The sequence below is a fragment of the Klebsiella pneumoniae genome, assembly GCF_000742135.1.
Taxonomy (GTDB): Bacteria; Pseudomonadota; Gammaproteobacteria; order Enterobacterales; family Enterobacteriaceae; genus Klebsiella; species Klebsiella pneumoniae.
Genome location: NZ_KN046818.1, coordinates 580,261 through 598,270, shown reverse-complemented (window position 1 = coordinate 598,270; position 18,010 = coordinate 580,261). Strand labels below are relative to the sequence as shown.

Here is an 18,010-nt window from a genome sequence, read left to right as displayed (position 1 = left end):
CCGTCGCAATAATCCTTATTTCTGTACAACGATATTTTCTTGTGATGGATCGACGTGTTGCATCTGTAACTTCTCGGTCGCGATCCGCTCAACCCGACTGTGATCGCCGAGCGCGTTCTCTTCGAGGATCAGGTTGCGCCACTCAATATCCAGGGCGTCGCGCTCCAGAACCAGCTGTTCACGCTGCGCGGTCAACAGGCGCGTGTGATGCGCAGTGGTGACCACGGTAATCGCCGTAATAATGATGCAAATGAACAGGCAGAGTGGCAGTTTCCCAAACCGCAGAAGGTCGTCCCCGATCACGCCAGGCAAAGCATGGCGCTCGTTGCTTCCAATCGACCCTTTAACCTTGCTTAAGGCCTCTGTCACTCTGCCGATCATGCGTTCGTCCTCTCTGCGATACGCAGCACTGAACTACGGGCGCGTGGATTCTCTGCCACCTCTTCTTCGCCCGGCATCAACTTGCCTAGTGCTCGCAACTCACGGCCGCCCAGTTTTTTGAGCTGCGCTTCGGTCATCGGTATTCCCGCCGGAACCTGCGGACCGCGGCTTTGCTCACGCATAAAGCGCTTCACAATGCGATCTTCCAGCGAATGAAAACTAATGATCGACAGCCGCCCACCCGGGGCCAGCACGCTGAGCGAGCTTTTTAGCGCCTGCTCTATCTCCTCCAGTTCACTGTTTACCCATATGCGCACCGCCTGGAAGGTACGGGTCGCGGGATGTTTGTGCTTATCTTTTACCGGCATCGCCGCGGCGATGACTTCCGCCAGCTCTTTGGTACGGGTCATCGGCTGAATGCGATTACGTTCGACGATCGCGCGGGCGATACGTTTGCCGAAACGCTCTTCGCCAAAGGTTTTAATCACCCAGGCGATATCGTCTTCTTCAGCCGTCTGCAGCCATTCGGCCGCGGACTGACCGCGCGTCGGATCCATGCGCATATCCAGCGGCCCGTCACGCATAAAGGAAAAGCCGCGTTCCGCATCGTCAAGCTGCGGGGAAGAGACGCCGAGATCGAGCAGAATGCCGTCGATCTTACCGGTAAGATTGCGCTCGCCGACGTACTCAGCGAGTTGTGAAAAGGGACCATGTACGATGGAAAAGCGGGGGTCATCGATGGTTTGCGCGACGGCAATCGCCTGCGGGTCGCGATCGATAGCCAGCAAGCGTCCTTCCGCACCCAGCCGGGAGAGGATCAGGCGCGAGTGACCGCCGCGGCCAAAAGTACCATCAATATAGATACCGTCTGGACGAATATTGAGGCCGTTGACGGCTTCATCCAGAAGTACCGTAGTATGTTTATAATTTTCCATCATTTTTATAAGGACAAATCCTGCAGGCGCTCCGACAGTTCACCGGTCGCGGACTGCTCAGCGTCGATATCTTCCTTGACCCGTTGATACCAGGTCGTTTCATCCCACAGTTCAAATTTATTAAACTGCCCGACCAGCATCACTTCTTTTGTCAGCCCGGCATGCTGCCGTAACACCGGCGCAATCAGCAAGCGGCCGGCATTATCCATCTGACATTCGCTGGCATGACCCAAAAGCAAACGCTGTACGCGCCGCTCAACGGGATTCATGCTCGATAAACGCGACAATTTCTGCTCGATGACTTCCCATTCAGGCAATGGATAAAGCAGCAGGCACGGGTGATGAATGTCAATGGTGCATACCAATTGACCGGCAGCGTCCTCGATCAGCCCTTCGCGATAGCGCGTTGGCACGGCCAGGCGGCCTTTGCTGTCGAGATTGACTAACGTTGCTCCACGGAACATGCCAGCCTCACCCCTTTTCGCCACTTTACCCCACAAATTCCCACCAGAAGGAGTTTACGGAGCGGAGGAAAAGCTTGTCAAGCCAGCACGGATGCCAACGGAGCTCAAAAACCCATTATTTACAGCCGACATTAGCCCTGATGAAAAAATCATCAACAGGCGAGGCAAATTAACGTTATGAATACGTGTAAGAAAATAACCAACAAACTCGTAACAGTTATAAACAACAGAATATCTTCGGCGGGAAAATATAAAGTGTCAGTTTGCGACGCGAGCGGCATTTTAGGCCATTATGCCGGCCGTTAACAGTACCTGTTGCTGGCAGAGGGACTGGCCAGGCGCGGGATATGACGGGGAAGAAAGCGTGGCGCGTACAAAATGAGTGTTAATTCAGCAATTAACCTGATGAATGTAACAAAATAATACAATTAAAGTCCGCGCAGTCATTTTTTGTACCCCATTTGGAGTCACAAAACGATGGTCAGTGAATAAAATAAAATAACGAGTAAAGAAGTTTAGGGATTTGTCTGAAATATATTCAGTTTTGCATTTTGCACGTCAATTGCCTGATTTATCGCCAGCGGCCTGCTTACGGTCAGGCCTGCCAGGTTTATACCTGGGCGCTGGCGATATGGCGCCCTTAGCGGCGATTCAGGCTACCGCGACGATAGAGATTACGGCGAATACGGCTAAGACCCGGCTTCGGCTTGCGAGGTTCGTCGAGGCTGGCGAGGACGATCTCCAGCACCCGCTCAGCGACATCGCGATGACGCTGGGCCACGGCCAGTACCGGACACTGCAGAAAATCGAGCAGCTCATTATCACCGAAGGTGGCGATCGCCAGCTCGGAGGGCAGTTTACCCTCGCGACGCAAGGTCACATCCATTACGCCCTGCAGCAGCGGGAAAGAGGTGGTAAACAGCGCCTGTGGCATCGGATGGGTTTCAAGCCATTTCTCAAACAGCTGGGCCGCCGCTTCGCGCTCATAGCTGTTGGCATAGAGATAATGCACCTCACGCGGATCGTCCTGCCAGGCTTTACGGAAGCCCTGTTCACGCAGGAAGCTCACCGACAGCTCCGGCAGCGCGCCGAGATAGAGCACCGTTTCGCCAGGAAACGTCCGCAGCTCAGCTGCGAGCATCTCGGCGTCATCCTGGTCAGCGCCAACCACGCTGGTGAAGTGCTCGCGATCGAGGGCGCGGTCGAGGGCGACAATCGGAAACGGGTCGTTAGCCCAGCGCTGATAAAATGGATGCTCCGGCGGCAGCGAAGTAGAGACAATGATAGCGTCCACCTGGCGCTGCAGCAGATGCTCAATGCAGCGCATCTCGTTATCGGGCTGATCCTCCGAGCAGGCAATCAGCAGCTGATAGCCGCGCTGACGCGCCTGACGTTCGAGATAATTTGCAATCCGGGTATAGCTGGTGTTTTCCAGATCCGGGATCACCAGACCGATAGAGCGTGTGCGTCCTGCACGCAGGCCAGCAGCGACCGCATTTGGGTGATAGTTGTGCTCTCGCACCACAGCCATCACTTTTTCGACCGTTTTATCGCTTACGCGGTACTGCTTCGCTTTGCCATTAATCACATAGCTCGCGGTGGTTCTTGAAACACCGGCCAGCCGGGCGATTTCATCCAGTTTCACAATTGCCCCTTGGGTAAGAAGTGCCAAACATAACCATTATTCAGGTATGGAATCCTTTTTATAACATCTAAGCGCAGAATAGTTAGCGCAGCAACCGCTTTCGCTTACAGTTCCTACTGATTTCGCAAAAAAAAAGCCCGACAGTCTCTGCCGGGCTATTTTTACAGCAGTTCCCGATCCTTAGCGCATGATTTTATCACCGCGAGACAGGCCGACCACGCCGGAGCGAGCCACTTCCACAATCCGAGCGACATCGCGCAGCGAGGCCAGAAATGCATCCAGCTTATCGCTGGTGCCGGCGAGCTGGACGGTATAGATAGAAGGTGTCACGTCGATAATCTGTCCGCGGAAGATTTCGGTGTTGCGCTTCACTTCTTCACGGCCATAGCCGCTGGCCTGAACCTTCACCAGCATAATTTCGCGTTCAACATGAGCCCCCTGCCCCAGCTCGCTGACCCGCAGGACATCCACCAGCTTGTGCAGTTGCTTTTCAATCTGCTCAATCGCTTTTTCATCGCCCACGGTCTGAATGGTCATTCTGGAGAGAGTGGGATCGTCCGTCGGCGCGACAGTCAGGCTTTCTATATTATAGCCACGCTGGGAAAAGAGGCCGATAACGCGGGACAATGCGCCCGATTCGTTTTCAAGTAATACCGATAATATCCGGCGCATAATCAGGTCCTCTCCGTTTTGCTCAACCACATTTCATCCATGCCGCCACCGCGGATCTGCATGGGGTACACATGCTCACTGCCGTCGACGGTCACATCGACAAACACCAGCCGACGCTGGCGCACCTGCTCCAGAGCTTCAGCAAGCTTCGTCTCCAGCTCCTGCGGCTCGCTGATGCGGATCCCGACGTGGCCATAGGCTTCCGCCAGACGGACAAAGTCCGGTAGCGATTCCATATAGGACTGCGAGTGACGCCCGGAATAGAGCATATCCTGCCACTGCTTCACCATCCCGAGATAGCGGTTGTTGAGGTTAAGCACCAGGACCGGCAGCTCATACTGCAGCGCAGTGGAGAGTTCCTGAATGTTCATCTGGATACTGCCGTCACCGGTCACGCAGACCACCATTTCGTCCGGCAGAGCCATTTTGACCCCCAGCGCAGCCGGTAGGCCAAAGCCCATGGTGCCGAGACCACCGGAGTTAATCCAGCGCCGCGGTTTATCGAAGGGGTAATACAGGGCGGCGAACATCTGATGCTGACCCACATCGGAAGTGACGTAGGCATCGCCCTGGGTCAGCCGCCAGATAGTTTCAATTACCGCCTGCGGTTTGATTTTATCGCTCTGGTCGTCGTAGCGCAGACAATGACGGGCACGCCACTGCTCGATCTGTTGCCACCAGTCGCGAATGTCGTCCAGCGGCTGCTGCGCTTCCTCCTGCTCCAGCAGCTCCAGCATCTGCTCCAGGACCAGCCGGGCATCGCCGACGATCGGCACATCTGCCGGCACGGTTTTCGAGATTGAAGTCGGATCGATATCAATATGCAGTACCGTCGCGTTCGGACAATACTTGGCCAGGTTATTGGTGGTCCGGTCGTCAAAGCGAACGCCGACGGCAAAAATCACGTCCGAGTGGTGCATGGTCATGTTGGCTTCATAGGTGCCGTGCATCCCCAGCATCCCCAGCGCCTGCGAGTGTGTCGCCGGGAAAGCGCCAAGTCCCATCAAGGATGAGGCCACCGGCAGCTTCAGTTTTTCCACCAGCTCGCGCAGCTGAGGTTCGCAATGCGCATTGATCGCCCCGCCGCCGACGTAGACGACCGGCTTACTTGCGGCCACCAGGGTCTGCAGGGCGCGTTTAATCTGCCCTTTATGGCCACTGGTGGTTGGGTTATACGAGCGCATGCTCACTGCGTCCGGCCAGACGTAAGGCAGCTTCTTCGCCGGATTGAGAATATCCTTCGGCAGATCGACCACTACCGGACCGGGGCGACCGCTGGCCGCCAGCCAGAAGGCTTTCTTCAGCACGCCGGGAATATCTTCGGTCTGCTTCACCAGGAAACTGTGCTTCACCACCGGACGGGAAATCCCCACCATGTCGCACTCCTGGAAGGCATCGTAGCCGATAAGCGAGGTGGCTACCTGCCCCGAGAGGATCACCAACGGAATAGAGTCCATATAGGCTGTCGCAATGCCAGTGATGGCGTTCGTCGCCCCAGGCCCAGAGGTCACCAGCACCACGCCGACCTCCCCGGTCGCCCGCGCCAGGCCATCCGCCATATGCACCGCCGCCTGCTCGTGACGAACCAGCACATGATCGATACCGCCAAGGGTATGTAACGCATCATAGATATCGAGGACTGCGCCTCCGGGATAGCCGAATACTTGCTTGACGCCCTGATCGACAAGCGATTGGACGACCATCTCGGCTCCTGACAACATCTCCATGGTTTGCCTCCAGGCTTATTGTTTTACGACAGCGGAACTCAATTTCCGCGCGCTCGCACGATGCGAAGGAGTGGTCCTCCGCATTGAGGTGAATGTACTGCATGCCACTACCATAACTGCTCGCCAGCAGGCAGGCAATTCGCCGCAGCTGAGGCCTTATTTCTTGAATAAGAAGAAAAGAAAGCGGTGAGGGGAAAATATGGTGAATTGCTTCAGAGATAAGAAAAGAGAATGGTAAATACTCGGCGAAAAAGGGTAATAACAGGAATAGATCCATTTTTCACGAACACAACGAACCCCTCGCGCAAGGTAAACAGAATAAAATTCTGCTTTATTTGATTTATGTCATATAAAAAAAGGAGCCGAAGCTCCTTTGCTATCTATCGTCGTCGGGTCAGCGCTTGCAAATGTCCACCAGCAGCTCTTCCATCCACTGGTGGCCTTTATCACGACCAGCGGCTTCGTGCCAGGAGAGATAGCAGGTCCGACTGTTGACCTTCAACGGCAAAGGTAATATTTGCAGGGCAAGCTTGTCAGCAAATTCATCTGCCAGCCAGCGCGGGGCAATGGCCACCATCTGGGTTTGCGATACTACGTTTAATACGCTGACCATCGCATTACCCTGATAGGCGATACGCGCTTGTTTATCGGCCGTGTCATACCACGGCAAACTAAATGAGGCATACCGGTCGAGAGCAACGGCGGCATGCTCCTCGCGATAAATATCCGCCTCCATCATCGGCCCGGAAATACGCGGATGGTTGCGACTGGCGACCAGGACCATTTCGTCTTTAAATAACGGAACGCAGGCAAACTCAGGGCGACGGAACTCTTCATAACCGATTACGAATTCTGTTTCCTGATAACGTAGCTGATGTTCCGTATTTTGATTCAGCGCAGACTTAAAGACTAAATGAATATTGGGTGCTATCTCTGCAACTTTATTAAAAATAACCGACGTCAGGATGTTATCCAGCGGGCTGCAGACGCACAGATGGAACACGCGCTCACTGCTCAGTGGTTCAAAACCGGAGCCTGGCAATTCGTTTTGGACCAGCTGCAGCGCCTGGCGTACCGAGCCAAACAGCTGATAGGCGCGCGCCGTCGGCTGAATACCGCGGCCATAGCGCACAAAAAGCTCGTCATTAAACATCACTTTCAGTCGTGAAACCGCATTGCTCACCGCGGGTTGTGACATGCCGAGCGTATGGGCGGCACGAGTAATATTCTGCTCTTGCATAACCGCATCAAAAACGGTAAGCAGATTGAGATCAACCATCCGTAGTTGAGGTTTAACGACTTCCTGTCCGGGGGCTGATTTATATTCTGGAGTTTCAATTAACATATCTAATTCCGCCGTCACGATGAATTCCCTTCACTAAACCGCTATAATTAGCGCCGAAAATATCATTTACCATGCAAATGACATTTACAAAATAGCAAAAGAAATTTTTAGGAATATATCAAGGCTATGAGTGGCAGTGAAGAAACGGTCCTGATCAAAAAATTGAGCCGCTCAAACCATACTGATTACTTAATGATGATAAGTGTAACCATAATCCATAAAAATAAAAACAGCACCACGAGTTAACTGTAACTTAAGCAATAATAAAGTATTTTATTTTTCCCTCCATAAAATTAACAAATCCTTATCATTGAAAAATAATCCGCTAGCGTTCGAATACATTCACAGGAAAAATAAATTTAATATTTTCATCCAGATACCGTTTTTTGTCCCTTCATTGGCGACACCTCTTCGACGATGCCTTGAATGCAAAGCACTTTTTCAAATGAAACAAATGGGGATAAACCGCCTTCGGTCCAAAATAGGATCTTCGGCAAAATGGGGCTTACATCAGCACATTTTGCTAATTCATTTAGTCAGCCCAAAACGCTTTTTCCATGCCAGGGGTTGACTTTAAAACGGCTATCCAGTAACTCTAAAAGCATAACGATTTCATCTGGAGTTTGACGCAATGATTCGCACCGCTCGTATCACCAGCCTACTACTACTAAACGCATGCCATTTGCGCGGTAGGCTGTTGGGCGACGTTCATCGTTAAGTCATCTTCCAGCAAGACTATAAAACCCGCGCCTTGGCGCGGGTTTTTTTATGCTCGTCAACAAGGCGCCAGGACACAGACTAAGGATCCAAACCATGAGCCAGCAAGTCATTATTTTCGATACGACCTTACGTGATGGCGAACAAGCGTTACAGGCAAGCCTGAGTGTCAAAGAGAAGCTGCAGATCGCACTGGCCCTTGAGCGAATGGGGGTCGACGTAATGGAAGTCGGTTTCCCGGTATCCTCGCCGGGCGATTTTGAATCGGTGCAAACCATCGCACGCACCATTAAAAACAGCCGCGTGTGCGCCCTGGCGCGCTGCGTTGAGAAAGATATCGACGTGGCGGCGGAATCGTTAAAAGTGGCCGAGGCTTTCCGTATTCATACCTTTATTGCCACCTCGCCGATGCATATCGCCACCAAACTGCGCAGTACGCTGGATGAGGTTATTGAGCGCGCGATCTATATGGTGAAGCGGGCACGCAACTACACTGACGACGTTGAGTTCTCCTGTGAAGATGCCGGCCGTACGCCGATTGCCGATCTGGCTCGCGTCGTGGAAGCGGCGATCAACGCCGGCGCCACCACCATTAATATCCCGGATACCGTCGGCTATACCATGCCGTTCGAATATGCCAACATCATCAGCGGCCTGTATGATCGCGTGCCGAATATCGACAAAGCAATTATTTCCGTCCACACCCATGATGATCTGGGCATCGCTGTCGGTAACGCCCTCGCCGCGGTCCACGCCGGTGCGCGCCAGGTAGAAGGTGCGATGAACGGTATCGGCGAACGCGCCGGCAACTGCGCGCTGGAAGAAGTGATCATGGCGATCAAAGTGCGCAAAGACATCATGAACGTGCACACCAACATTAATCATCATGAAATCTGGCGCACCAGCCAGACCGTCAGCCAGATCTGCAATATGCCGATCCCGGCGAACAAGGCCATCGTCGGCACCGGCGCCTTCGCCCACTCCTCCGGCATTCACCAGGACGGCGTGCTGAAGAACCGCGAAAACTACGAGATCATGACCCCGGAATCTATCGGCCTGAACCAGGTGCAATTGAACCTGACTTCCCGCTCCGGCCGCGCGGCGGTGAAACACCGGATGGAAGAGATGGGCTACCAGGAGAGCGATTACAACCTGGATCATCTGTACGACGCATTCCTGAAGCTGGCGGACAAAAAAGGCCAGGTCTTCGATTACGATCTGGAAGCGCTGGCCTTTATCAACAAGCAGCAGGAAGAGCCAGAGCATTTCCGCCTGGATTACTTCAACGTCCAATCCGGATCCAGCGATATCGCCACCGCCTCGATCAAACTGGTCTGCGGGGATGAGATCAAAACCGAAGCCGCCAACGGCAACGGTCCGGTCGATGCTATCTACCAGGCGATTAATCGCGTCACCGACTACAACATTGAATTAGTGAAGTATGGCTTAAGCGCGAAAGGCCACGGCAAAGACGCCCTGGGCCAGGTGGATATCGTCGTTGACTACAATGGCCGCCGCTTCCATGGCGTTGGTCTGGCAACGGATATCGTAGAGTCGTCAGCCAAAGCGATGGTTCACGTGCTGAACAACATCTGGCGCGCCGCCGAAGTCGAAAAAGAATTGCAACGCAAAGCTCAGAATAAAGAGAACAATAAGGAAACCGTGTAATGTCGAAGAATTACCATATTGCCGTTTTGCCGGGTGATGGCATTGGCCCGGAAGTGATGAACCAGGCGATGAAAGTACTGGAAGCCGTACGCCAACGTTTTGCCATGCACATTACCACCAGCCAGTATGACGTTGGCGGGGCGGCCATCGACCGTCAGGGAACTCCCCTGCCGCAGGCGACCGTCGCCGGATGCGAGCAGGCGGATGCGATCCTGTTCGGCTCCGTTGGCGGTCCGAAATGGGAGCACCTGCCGCCGGCGGAACAACCAGAGCGTGGCGCGCTGCTGCCGCTGCGTAAACACTTTAAACTGTTCAGCAACCTGCGCCCGGCCAAACTGTATCAGGGGCTGGAAGAGTTCTGCCCGCTGCGCGCCGACATCGCTGCTAACGGCTTCGACATTCTCTGCGTACGCGAACTGACCGGCGGCATCTACTTCGGCCAGCCGAAAGGCCGCGAAGGCAGCGGTCAGCATGAGAAAGCCTTTGATACCGAGGTGTATCACCGCTTTGAGATCGAGCGTATCGCGCGCATCGCTTTTGAATCCGCCCGCAAGCGTCGTCACAAAGTGACTTCCATCGATAAGGCCAACGTTCTGCAGTCCTCCATCCTGTGGCGCGAAATCGTCAGCGAGATCGGCAAGGAGTATCCGGACGTTGAGCTGGCGCATATGTATATCGATAACGCCACCATGCAGCTGATTAAAGATCCGTCCCAGTTCGACGTGCTGCTGTGCTCCAACCTGTTTGGCGACATCCTCTCCGACGAGTGCGCGATGATCACCGGCTCGATGGGTATGCTGCCGTCCGCCAGCCTCAATGAACAAGGTTTTGGCCTGTACGAGCCGGCGGGCGGTTCCGCACCGGATATCGCCGGCAAAAATATCGCCAACCCGATCGCGCAGATCCTCTCCCTGGCTCTGCTGCTGCGCTACAGCCTCGACGCTGACGAAGCGGCGACCGCCATTGAAAACGCGATCAACCGCGCCTTAGAAGAAGGGGTTCGAACCGGCGACTTAGCGCGCGGCACGGCGGCGGTCAGCACTGATGAAATGGGCGATATTATTGCCCGCTATGTCGCAGAAGGGGTGTAATCATGGCGAAGACGTTATACGAAAAATTATTTGATGCGCACGTAGTGTATGAGGCGCAGAACGAAACCCCGCTGCTGTATATCGACCGCCATCTGGTGCACGAAGTCACCTCTCCGCAGGCGTTTGACGGCCTGCGCGCCCATGGCCGCCAGGTGCGCCAGCCGGGTAAAACCTTCGCTACCATGGATCATAACGTCTCGACGCAGACCAAAGACATTAACGCGTCCGGTGAGATGGCCCGCATTCAGATGCAGGAGCTGATTAAGAACTGTAAAGAGTTCGGCGTTGAACTGTACGACCTGAACCACCCGTATCAGGGCATCGTCCACGTCATGGGCCCGGAACAAGGGGTTACCCTGCCGGGGATGACGATCGTGTGCGGTGACTCCCATACCGCTACCCACGGCGCGTTCGGTGCGCTGGCGTTCGGTATCGGCACCTCCGAAGTGGAGCATGTGCTGGCGACCCAGACCCTGAAACAGGGCCGCGCGAAGACCATGAAAATCGAAGTCCAGGGCAAAGCGGCGCCGGGCATTACCGCCAAAGATATCGTGCTGGCCATCATTGGTAAAACCGGTAGCGCCGGCGGCACCGGCCATGTGGTTGAGTTCTGCGGCGAAGCGATCCGCGATCTGAGCATGGAAGGGCGTATGACCCTGTGCAACATGGCGATCGAGATGGGCGCCAAAGCGGGCCTGGTCGCGCCGGACGAAACCACCTTCAATTACGTACGCGGCCGTCTGCATGCGCCGAAAGGCAAAGATTTTGACGATGCCGTAGCGTACTGGAAAACCCTGAAAACCGACGACGGCGCGACGTTTGATACCGTGGTGACGCTGCAGGCGGCGGAAATTGCCCCGCAGGTGACCTGGGGCACCAACCCGGGCCAGGTGATCTCGGTGACGGATAACATCCCCGATCCAGCGTCGTTCAGCGATCCGGTGGAACGCGCCAGCGCCGAAAAAGCGCTGGCCTATATGGGGCTGAAATCCGGGATCCCGCTGACGGAAGTCGCTATCGATAAAGTGTTTATCGGCTCCTGCACCAACTCGCGCATCGAAGATTTACGCGCCGCGGCGGAAATCGCTAAAGGGCGTAAAGTGGCGCCGGGCGTCCAGGCGCTGGTGGTGCCGGGTTCTGGTCCGGTGAAAGCGCAGGCGGAAGCGGAAGGTCTGGATAAGATCTTTATCGAAGCCGGCTTTGAGTGGCGCTTACCTGGTTGCTCTATGTGTCTGGCAATGAATAATGACCGCCTGAATCCGGGCGAACGCTGTGCCTCAACCAGCAACCGTAACTTTGAAGGCCGTCAGGGCCGCGGCGGACGCACGCACCTGGTGAGCCCGGCAATGGCCGCGGCGGCAGCCGTTACCGGCCATTTCGCCGATATCCGTAATCTGAAGTAAGGAGACCATCATGGCAGAGAAATTTACCCAACATACCGGCCTGGTGGTTCCGCTGGATGCTGCAAACGTCGATACCGACGCGATCATCCCTAAGCAATTTTTGCAGAAGGTCACCCGCACCGGCTTTGGCGCGCACCTGTTTAACGACTGGCGCTTTCTCGACGATAAAGGTCAACAGCCGAACCCGGAGTTCGTGCTGAATTTTCCTGAGTACCAGGGGGCATCGATACTGCTGGCGCGGGAAAACTTCGGCTGCGGCTCCTCGCGCGAGCACGCGCCGTGGGCGCTGACCGATTACGGCTTTAAGGTCGTTATCGCCCCGAGCTTTGCCGATATCTTTTACGGCAACAGCTTCAATAACCAGCTGCTGCCGGTGACCCTGAGCGACGAGCAGGTCGACGAGCTGTTCAAGCTGGTGCAGGCCAACCCGGGCATTACGTTTGAAGTGGATCTGGAAGCGCAGGTAGTTAAAGCCGGGGATAAAACCTACAGCTTTAAGATCGACGATTTCCGCCGCCACTGCATGCTCAACGGCCTGGATAGCATCGGCCTGACGCTGCAGCATGAAGCGGCGATCTCCGACTATGAACGCAAGCTGCCGGCGTTTATGAATTAACCTTTGGGCCCGGTCATTTGATCGGGCTTTTTATTTTATTGCGGAGAAAATTGCGATCTCACGCACAAAAACCAATTTTAATTTGCTGATTGTCAGACCTTACCGCCACCCTGCCCTACCGCCTAAAGAAGAATTATTCCGCTTTCCTCCCCTTCTCCAGCACTGTTTATGTATTTTCCCTGCACTGCAAGTAAAAATAAGGCACGAGTGTTTAATATAAAAATATAAGAATGTGAAGAAAGCGTTAATCTCATAGAGAACCCCTATGGCTATGCACAAAAAAAAGCATTATTTTTCGATTTTTCCCCTCGTTATCTTTTGCCACAGAGAAATATTAACTAAGGACACGCCTGGGCCCCGCATATCGGCCTCCCGGCCTCCTGTGGAGAGAAGAGATGAGCCACTATCCGCACCTTTTCAGTCCGTTGACCATCAACGGTATGACGTTAAAAAACCGCATTATTATGCCCCCTATGGGCACCAATATGGCCACGCTCAATGGCGAGGTGTCGCAGGAACAGCTGGAATACTACGAACTGCGGGCCAAAGGCGGCACCGGGCTTATCACCATCGAAAATATTTGTATTGATTTCCCCTTCGCCTCCAACGGCACCACCCAACTGCGCATCGATAACGATCAATATATTCCACGGCTGTTTAAATTAACCGAGACCCTGCATAAACATGGCGCCTGCGTATCCATTCAGTTAAATCATGCCGGCGCTTCCGCTTATGCCTACCGACTGGAAGGCCAGACGCCGCTCTCCTCTTCTACAACACCGTCGAAGAAGCACGGTAATATTCCGCGTCCGATGACCCATGAGGAAATATATCATGCGGTAGAAAAATTTGGTGACGCCGCGGAGCGCGTTCGGCGCGCAGGTTTTGACTGCGTCGAAATTCATGCCGGTCACTCCTATTTAATTAGCCAGTTTTTATCGCCGCTGTTTAATAAGCGCACTGATGAATTTGGCGGCAGCGTCGAAAATCGCACCCGGATATTGAGTCTGATTGTCGATAAAGTGCGCGCCTGCGTGGGGCCGCGTTTTCCGGTCAGCCTGCGCATCAGCGCCGACGACTTCCTCAAGGGCGGCAATACCCTCGAAGATTCCCTGCGTATTCTTGAGCTCTGCCAGGAGAAGGTCGATATCATCAACGTCTCTGCGGCGCAGAACGATAACCTGAATCTGCAAATCGATCAGATGTCGCTGGAGGATGGCTGGAAGCGCTATCTCTCCCGCGCGGTGCGCGATAAATTCCATAAACCCACCGTCATCGCCGGCAATATTCGCACTCCGCAGGTAGCCGAAGATATCCTCGCCAGCGGCGATGCCGATCTTATCGCCATTGGCCGCGGTCTGATTGCCGAGCCGGAGTGGGTGCAGAAAGTGCAAGGCGGAAAAGAGCGTCTGATGCGCAAATGTATCTCCTGCAACATCGGCTGCGCCGACCATCGCATCGCCCGCTCGCGCCCGCTGCGCTGTTCGATTAACCCGGATATTATTCACGGTGACGCCTATAAAATGCGGCGCGTGAATCGCGACACTAACGTGGTGGTCATCGGCGCCGGCACCGCCGGGATGGAAGCCGCCTGCACCGCGGCGGAAGTTGGTTGCCATACCTGGCTGCTGGAAGCGAAAAACCACGTCGGCGGCCTCGCCAGCGAAATCTCCCGCCTGCCGGAGAAAAAACGCATCGCTGATTTCCCGCAGTTTATGAAAAATCGTATCGCCTCGCTGGACAACCTGATGCTGCAGATCGGCAAGCGGGCCGACGTGGCTTCAGTTTCCGCCCTGCGTCCGCATCTGATTGTCAACGCCACCGGCTCAACGCCGCTGCTGCCGCCCATTGAAGGCTTGCGGGAAAACATTGACGTCGAGAACGGCAAGATCTTTTCCATTACCGGCATGATCGACAATCTGGCGAAATTTACCGATATCAAGGGCAAACGCATCGCCGTAGTCGGCGCCGGCGCCGTTGGCCTTGACGTTATCGAATACTTTACCGCTCGCGGCGCACAGGCGGTGCTAATCGAGATGCAGGACGCCGCCGGCCGCGATCTCGACATCATTACCAAAAATGCCATGTTGACCATGCTCGACGAGCACCAGGTCGAACAGCACATGAATACCCAACTGATGGCGGTCGCTGCCGACCATTTCCAGGTGAAAAATACACAGCAAACCTTCGATATTCCCTTCGACTACGGCTTTGTCTGTCTGGGGATGCGCGCCAACCGGACGGGTCTCGACGAGATCGAGCGCTGGGCCAATGCCAATAACGTCAAAATCATGAACATCGGCGACAGCGTGATGGCGCGACGCATTATCGATGGCGTCCGCGAAGGCCGCAACGTACTGGATGCACTGGAAGACATGGGTGCGCTGGGCAGCCGCGAAGCACAACGAATTCCCTTTCTAACTTATTGAGGATTTTTGTCATGGCAGAACGTATTACTGGACACACTGAGCTGATTGGCCTGATCGCCACCCCGATTCGTCACAGCATGTCGCCCACCATGCACAACGAGGCTTTCGCCCATCTCGGGCTGGACTACGTCTATCTCGCTTTTGAAGTCGGTAACCAGGAGCTAAAAGACGTGGTGCAGGGCTTCCGGGCGATGAAGCTGCGCGGCTTTAACGTCTCTATGCCGAACAAAACCGAGATTTGCCAGTATCTCGATAAACTGTCGCCGGCGGCACAGCTGGTCGGGGCGGTCAATACCGTGGTCAACGACGACGGCGTACTGACCGGACATATCACCGATGGCACCGGCTACATGCGCGCCCTTAGCGAAGCCGGTATCGATATCATCGGCAAGAAGATGACCGTACTCGGCGCCGGCGGCGCGGCAACGGCGCTCTGCGTCCAGGCAGCACTGGATGGCGTGAAGGCGATCTCCATCTTTAACCGTCGCGATAAATTCTTCGCTAACGCAGAAGAAACCGTGGCCAAGATCCGCCACAACACCGACTGCGAGATCCATCTGTTCGATCTCGACGATCATGACAAGCTGCGCGCCGAAATTGACAGCAGCGTGATCCTGACCAATGCCACCGGGGTCGGCATGAAGCCGTTCGAAGGCCAGATGCTGCTACCTGACGACAGCTTCCTGCTTCCGGACCTGATCGTCTCCGACGTCGTCTACAACCCGCGCAAAACCCACCTGCTGGAAGTGGCCGAGAAAAAAGGCTGCCGCACGCTGAACGGCCTGGGGATGATGCTGTGGCAAGGCGCGCGCGCGTTCGAAATCTGGACGGGCAAACAGATGCCGGTTGATTACATCAAGAGCATTCTGTTCTAAGAGGCGAATGATGAAAAATAAATACATCCCTACTGCGGCAGGGCTGTACCTCAACTACCTGATCCACGGTATGGGGGTGCTGTTAATCACCCTCAACATGGCCCATCTTCAGGAACAGTGGGGAACGGACGCGGCTGGCGTATCGGTGGTGATCTCCTCGTTAGGTATCGGCAAACTGGCAACCATCGTGACCGGCTTCCTGTCGGATCGCTTCGGTCGCAAGCCCTTTATCTATCTTGGGATCCTGAGTTACCTGATCTTTTTCGTCGGCATCCTGCTGACCAAAAATATCTATCTGGCTTACGTGTTCGGCATTATGGCGGGCCTGGCGAACAGCTTCCTCGACTCCGGTACCTATCCGGCGCTGATGGAATCTTTCCCGCACTCTGCCAGCCGGGCCAACGTGCTGATCAAAGCCTTCGTCTCTGCAGGGCAGTTCCTGTTGCCGTTCATTATCAGCTTCCTGATATGGGCAAATCTGTGGTTCGGCTGGTCGTTCGTGATTGCGGCAGCGCTCTTTGTACTGAGCGGGATTTATCTGCTTAAAATGCCGTTCCCTGACAGCCAGGCGGCGAAAAAAGAGGAAGCCCCTACGGCACAGGCGGAAACAGCCGTCCAGCCACAGGCTAATAAGCTGGATATGGTGATCTTCACCCTGTACGGTTATATCGGCATGGCGACCTTCTATCTGGTCAGCCAATGGCTGGCGCAGTACGGCCAGTTCGTCGTCGGCCTGCCCTATGCCTCGGCGATTAAACTGCTTAGCATCTATACCGTCGGCTCGCTGGTCTGCGTCTTTGTAACTGCCGCCTTCGTCAAAGAGGTGTTTAGCTCGGCCATTGCGATGATTATTTATACTGGCCTGTCGATGATTTCGCTGCTGTTGGTGTGCCTGTTCCCGACGCCGATGATGGTGACCGGCTTTGCTTTTGTCATCGGCTTTGCCGCCGCTGGCGGAGTGCTGCAGCTGGGTGCGACAATCATGGCGATGAGCTTCCCGAATGGAAAAGGCAAAGCAACCGGCATCTTCTACACTGCCGGCAGTATCGCCAGCTTCACGATCCCGTTGATCACCGCAAAGCTTTCGCAGATCAGTATTGCCAGCATTATGTGGTTTGATTTTCTGATCGCCGTTATCGGCTTTGTGATCGCCCTGTACATCGGCTATCGTCAACTGCAGGCTCGGGCGGCGCAAAAAGTGTCACGCACCGCAGTCACCGCCTGAAGTACAACGCGAAAAATAATGGATACCTACATGACAAATGCAGTAACCGTAAAGAACATCACCTTTCAGGAAGGGGAAACCCTCATTTGTGTACCGCTGATCGGTAAAACCCTGGATGAGATACTGGGTAACGCCCACGGCCTGGTCGATGCCGGCGCTGATATTATCGAATGGCGCGTTGACCACTTTGCCCAGGTCAGAGAGATGGCCCAGGTGATGGCCGCGCTGGCGGAAATCCGTGGCGCGCTGAAAGCGCTTCCGCTGCTGTTTACCTTCCGCAGTAAGAAAGAAGGTGGCGAAACCGAGCTCAGCGACGAAGCCTATTTTGCGCTCAACCGCGAGGCCGCACGCAGTGGACTGGTTGATGTTATCGATATCGAACTGTTCAATGATGAAGCGCAGATCCGCGCGCTGGTTGACGATGCGCATGCCGCGGGCGTCAAGGTGATCATGAGTAATCATGATTTCCATAAGACCCCCGCTCAGGAAGATATTATCTATCGCCTGCGCCGCATGCAGGATCTGGGGGCCGATCTGCCGAAGATCGCGGTGATGCCGCAGTCGCCGCAGGACGTACTCACCTTGCTCGCCGCCACGCTGACCATGAAAGAGAAGTATGCGACGCGTCCGCTGATCACCATGTCGATGGGCAAATCCGGTGGCGTTAGCCGGGTCACCGGGCGCTTGTTCGGTTCGGCGATGACCTTCGGTACCGTTGGTCAGGCCTCCGCGCCGGGGCAGATCGCCATCGCTAAGCTGCGTGAAGTGATGGATATTCTCTCCTGATATCCGGATGGCCCGGAGGTCACATCCGGGC

General features: G+C 54.9%; 16 protein-coding genes. 9 read left to right on the top strand and 7 right to left on the bottom strand.

From position 1 onward, the window contains the following. Positions 1–15: 15 nt before the first annotated feature. The 7 genes from ftsL to leuO all read right to left on the bottom strand — a co-directional run bounded on the left by ftsL (position 16) and on the right by leuO (position 7,187). Positions 16–381, bottom strand: a complete 366-nt coding sequence (gene ftsL, locus DR88_RS22135) for a cell division protein FtsL (RefSeq protein WP_002888550.1) — start codon at positions 379–381, stop codon at positions 16–18. Continuing rightward, complete coding sequence (rsmH, locus tag DR88_RS22140; protein WP_002888547.1) at positions 378–1,319, bottom strand: 16S rRNA (cytosine(1402)-N(4))-methyltransferase RsmH; 942 nt, start codon at positions 1,317–1,319, stop codon at positions 378–380. The genes ftsL and rsmH overlap by 4 nt, the downstream gene beginning before the upstream one ends. A 2-nt stretch (positions 1,320–1,321) precedes the next feature. Next, positions 1,322–1,780 (bottom strand): division/cell wall cluster transcriptional repressor MraZ, encoded by a 459-nt coding sequence (mraZ, locus tag DR88_RS22145; protein WP_002888541.1) that lies wholly within the window; start codon positions 1,778–1,780, stop codon positions 1,322–1,324. Between the two features lie 640 nt (positions 1,781–2,420). Further along, complete coding sequence (cra, locus tag DR88_RS22150) at positions 2,421–3,425, bottom strand: catabolite repressor/activator (RefSeq protein ID WP_004145952.1); 1,005 nt, start codon at positions 3,423–3,425, stop codon at positions 2,421–2,423. 180 nt (positions 3,426–3,605) lie between these two features. After that, positions 3,606–4,097 (bottom strand): acetolactate synthase small subunit, encoded by a 492-nt coding sequence (gene ilvN, locus DR88_RS22155; protein WP_002888536.1) that lies wholly within the window; start codon positions 4,095–4,097, stop codon positions 3,606–3,608. Between the two features lie 2 nt (positions 4,098–4,099). Beyond that, on the bottom strand, positions 4,100–5,824 hold the full coding sequence (ilvI, locus tag DR88_RS22160) for an acetolactate synthase 3 large subunit (protein ID WP_002888534.1): 1,725 nt from the start codon (positions 5,822–5,824) through the stop codon (positions 4,100–4,102). Positions 5,825–6,218: 394 nt separating this feature from the next. Then, a complete protein-coding gene (gene leuO / locus DR88_RS22165) occupies positions 6,219–7,187 on the bottom strand; it encodes a transcriptional regulator LeuO (RefSeq protein ID WP_004192013.1) in 969 nt (322 codons plus the stop codon). 613 nt (positions 7,188–7,800) lie between these two features. On the opposite strand from leuO, the gene DR88_RS27625 reads away from it, so the two are divergent. The 9 genes from DR88_RS27625 to aroD all read left to right on the top strand — a co-directional run bounded on the left by DR88_RS27625 (position 7,801) and on the right by aroD (position 17,979). Then, positions 7,801–7,887: a leu operon leader peptide gene (locus tag DR88_RS27625; RefSeq protein ID WP_071531349.1), complete on the top strand. Its 87-nt coding sequence runs from the start codon at positions 7,801–7,803 to the stop codon at positions 7,885–7,887. Positions 7,888–7,982: 95 nt separating this feature from the next. Beyond that, the gene (gene leuA, locus DR88_RS22170) at positions 7,983–9,554 is read left to right on the top strand and encodes a 2-isopropylmalate synthase (RefSeq protein ID WP_004178594.1); all 1,572 of its coding nucleotides are present in this window, start codon (positions 7,983–7,985) and stop codon (positions 9,552–9,554) included. Then, the gene (gene leuB / locus DR88_RS22175) at positions 9,554–10,645 is read left to right on the top strand and encodes a 3-isopropylmalate dehydrogenase (protein ID WP_002888487.1); all 1,092 of its coding nucleotides are present in this window, start codon (positions 9,554–9,556) and stop codon (positions 10,643–10,645) included. The genes leuA and leuB overlap by 1 nt, the downstream gene beginning before the upstream one ends. Positions 10,646–10,647: 2 nt before the next feature. Then, a complete protein-coding gene (gene leuC / locus DR88_RS22180) occupies positions 10,648–12,048 on the top strand; it encodes a 3-isopropylmalate dehydratase large subunit (RefSeq protein WP_004177417.1) in 1,401 nt (466 codons plus the stop codon). A 10-nt stretch (positions 12,049–12,058) separates the two neighbouring features. After that, entirely contained in the window at positions 12,059–12,664 is a 606-nt protein-coding gene (gene leuD / locus DR88_RS22185) for a 3-isopropylmalate dehydratase small subunit (protein ID WP_002888481.1), read from the top strand. Between the two features lie 395 nt (positions 12,665–13,059). Beyond that, complete coding sequence (locus DR88_RS22190) at positions 13,060–15,093, top strand: oxidoreductase (protein ID WP_004147052.1); 2,034 nt, start codon at positions 13,060–13,062, stop codon at positions 15,091–15,093. 11 nt (positions 15,094–15,104) lie between these two features. Next, on the top strand, positions 15,105–15,968 hold the full coding sequence (locus DR88_RS22195; protein ID WP_004147051.1) for a shikimate dehydrogenase: 864 nt from the start codon (positions 15,105–15,107) through the stop codon (positions 15,966–15,968). A 10-nt stretch (positions 15,969–15,978) separates the two neighbouring features. Further along, positions 15,979–17,193: an MFS transporter gene (locus DR88_RS22200; protein ID WP_004177419.1), complete on the top strand. Its 1,215-nt coding sequence runs from the start codon at positions 15,979–15,981 to the stop codon at positions 17,191–17,193. Between the two features lie 30 nt (positions 17,194–17,223). Next, a complete protein-coding gene (gene aroD / locus DR88_RS22205) occupies positions 17,224–17,979 on the top strand; it encodes a type I 3-dehydroquinate dehydratase (protein WP_004177420.1) in 756 nt (251 codons plus the stop codon). Positions 17,980–18,010 lie beyond the last annotated feature (31 nt).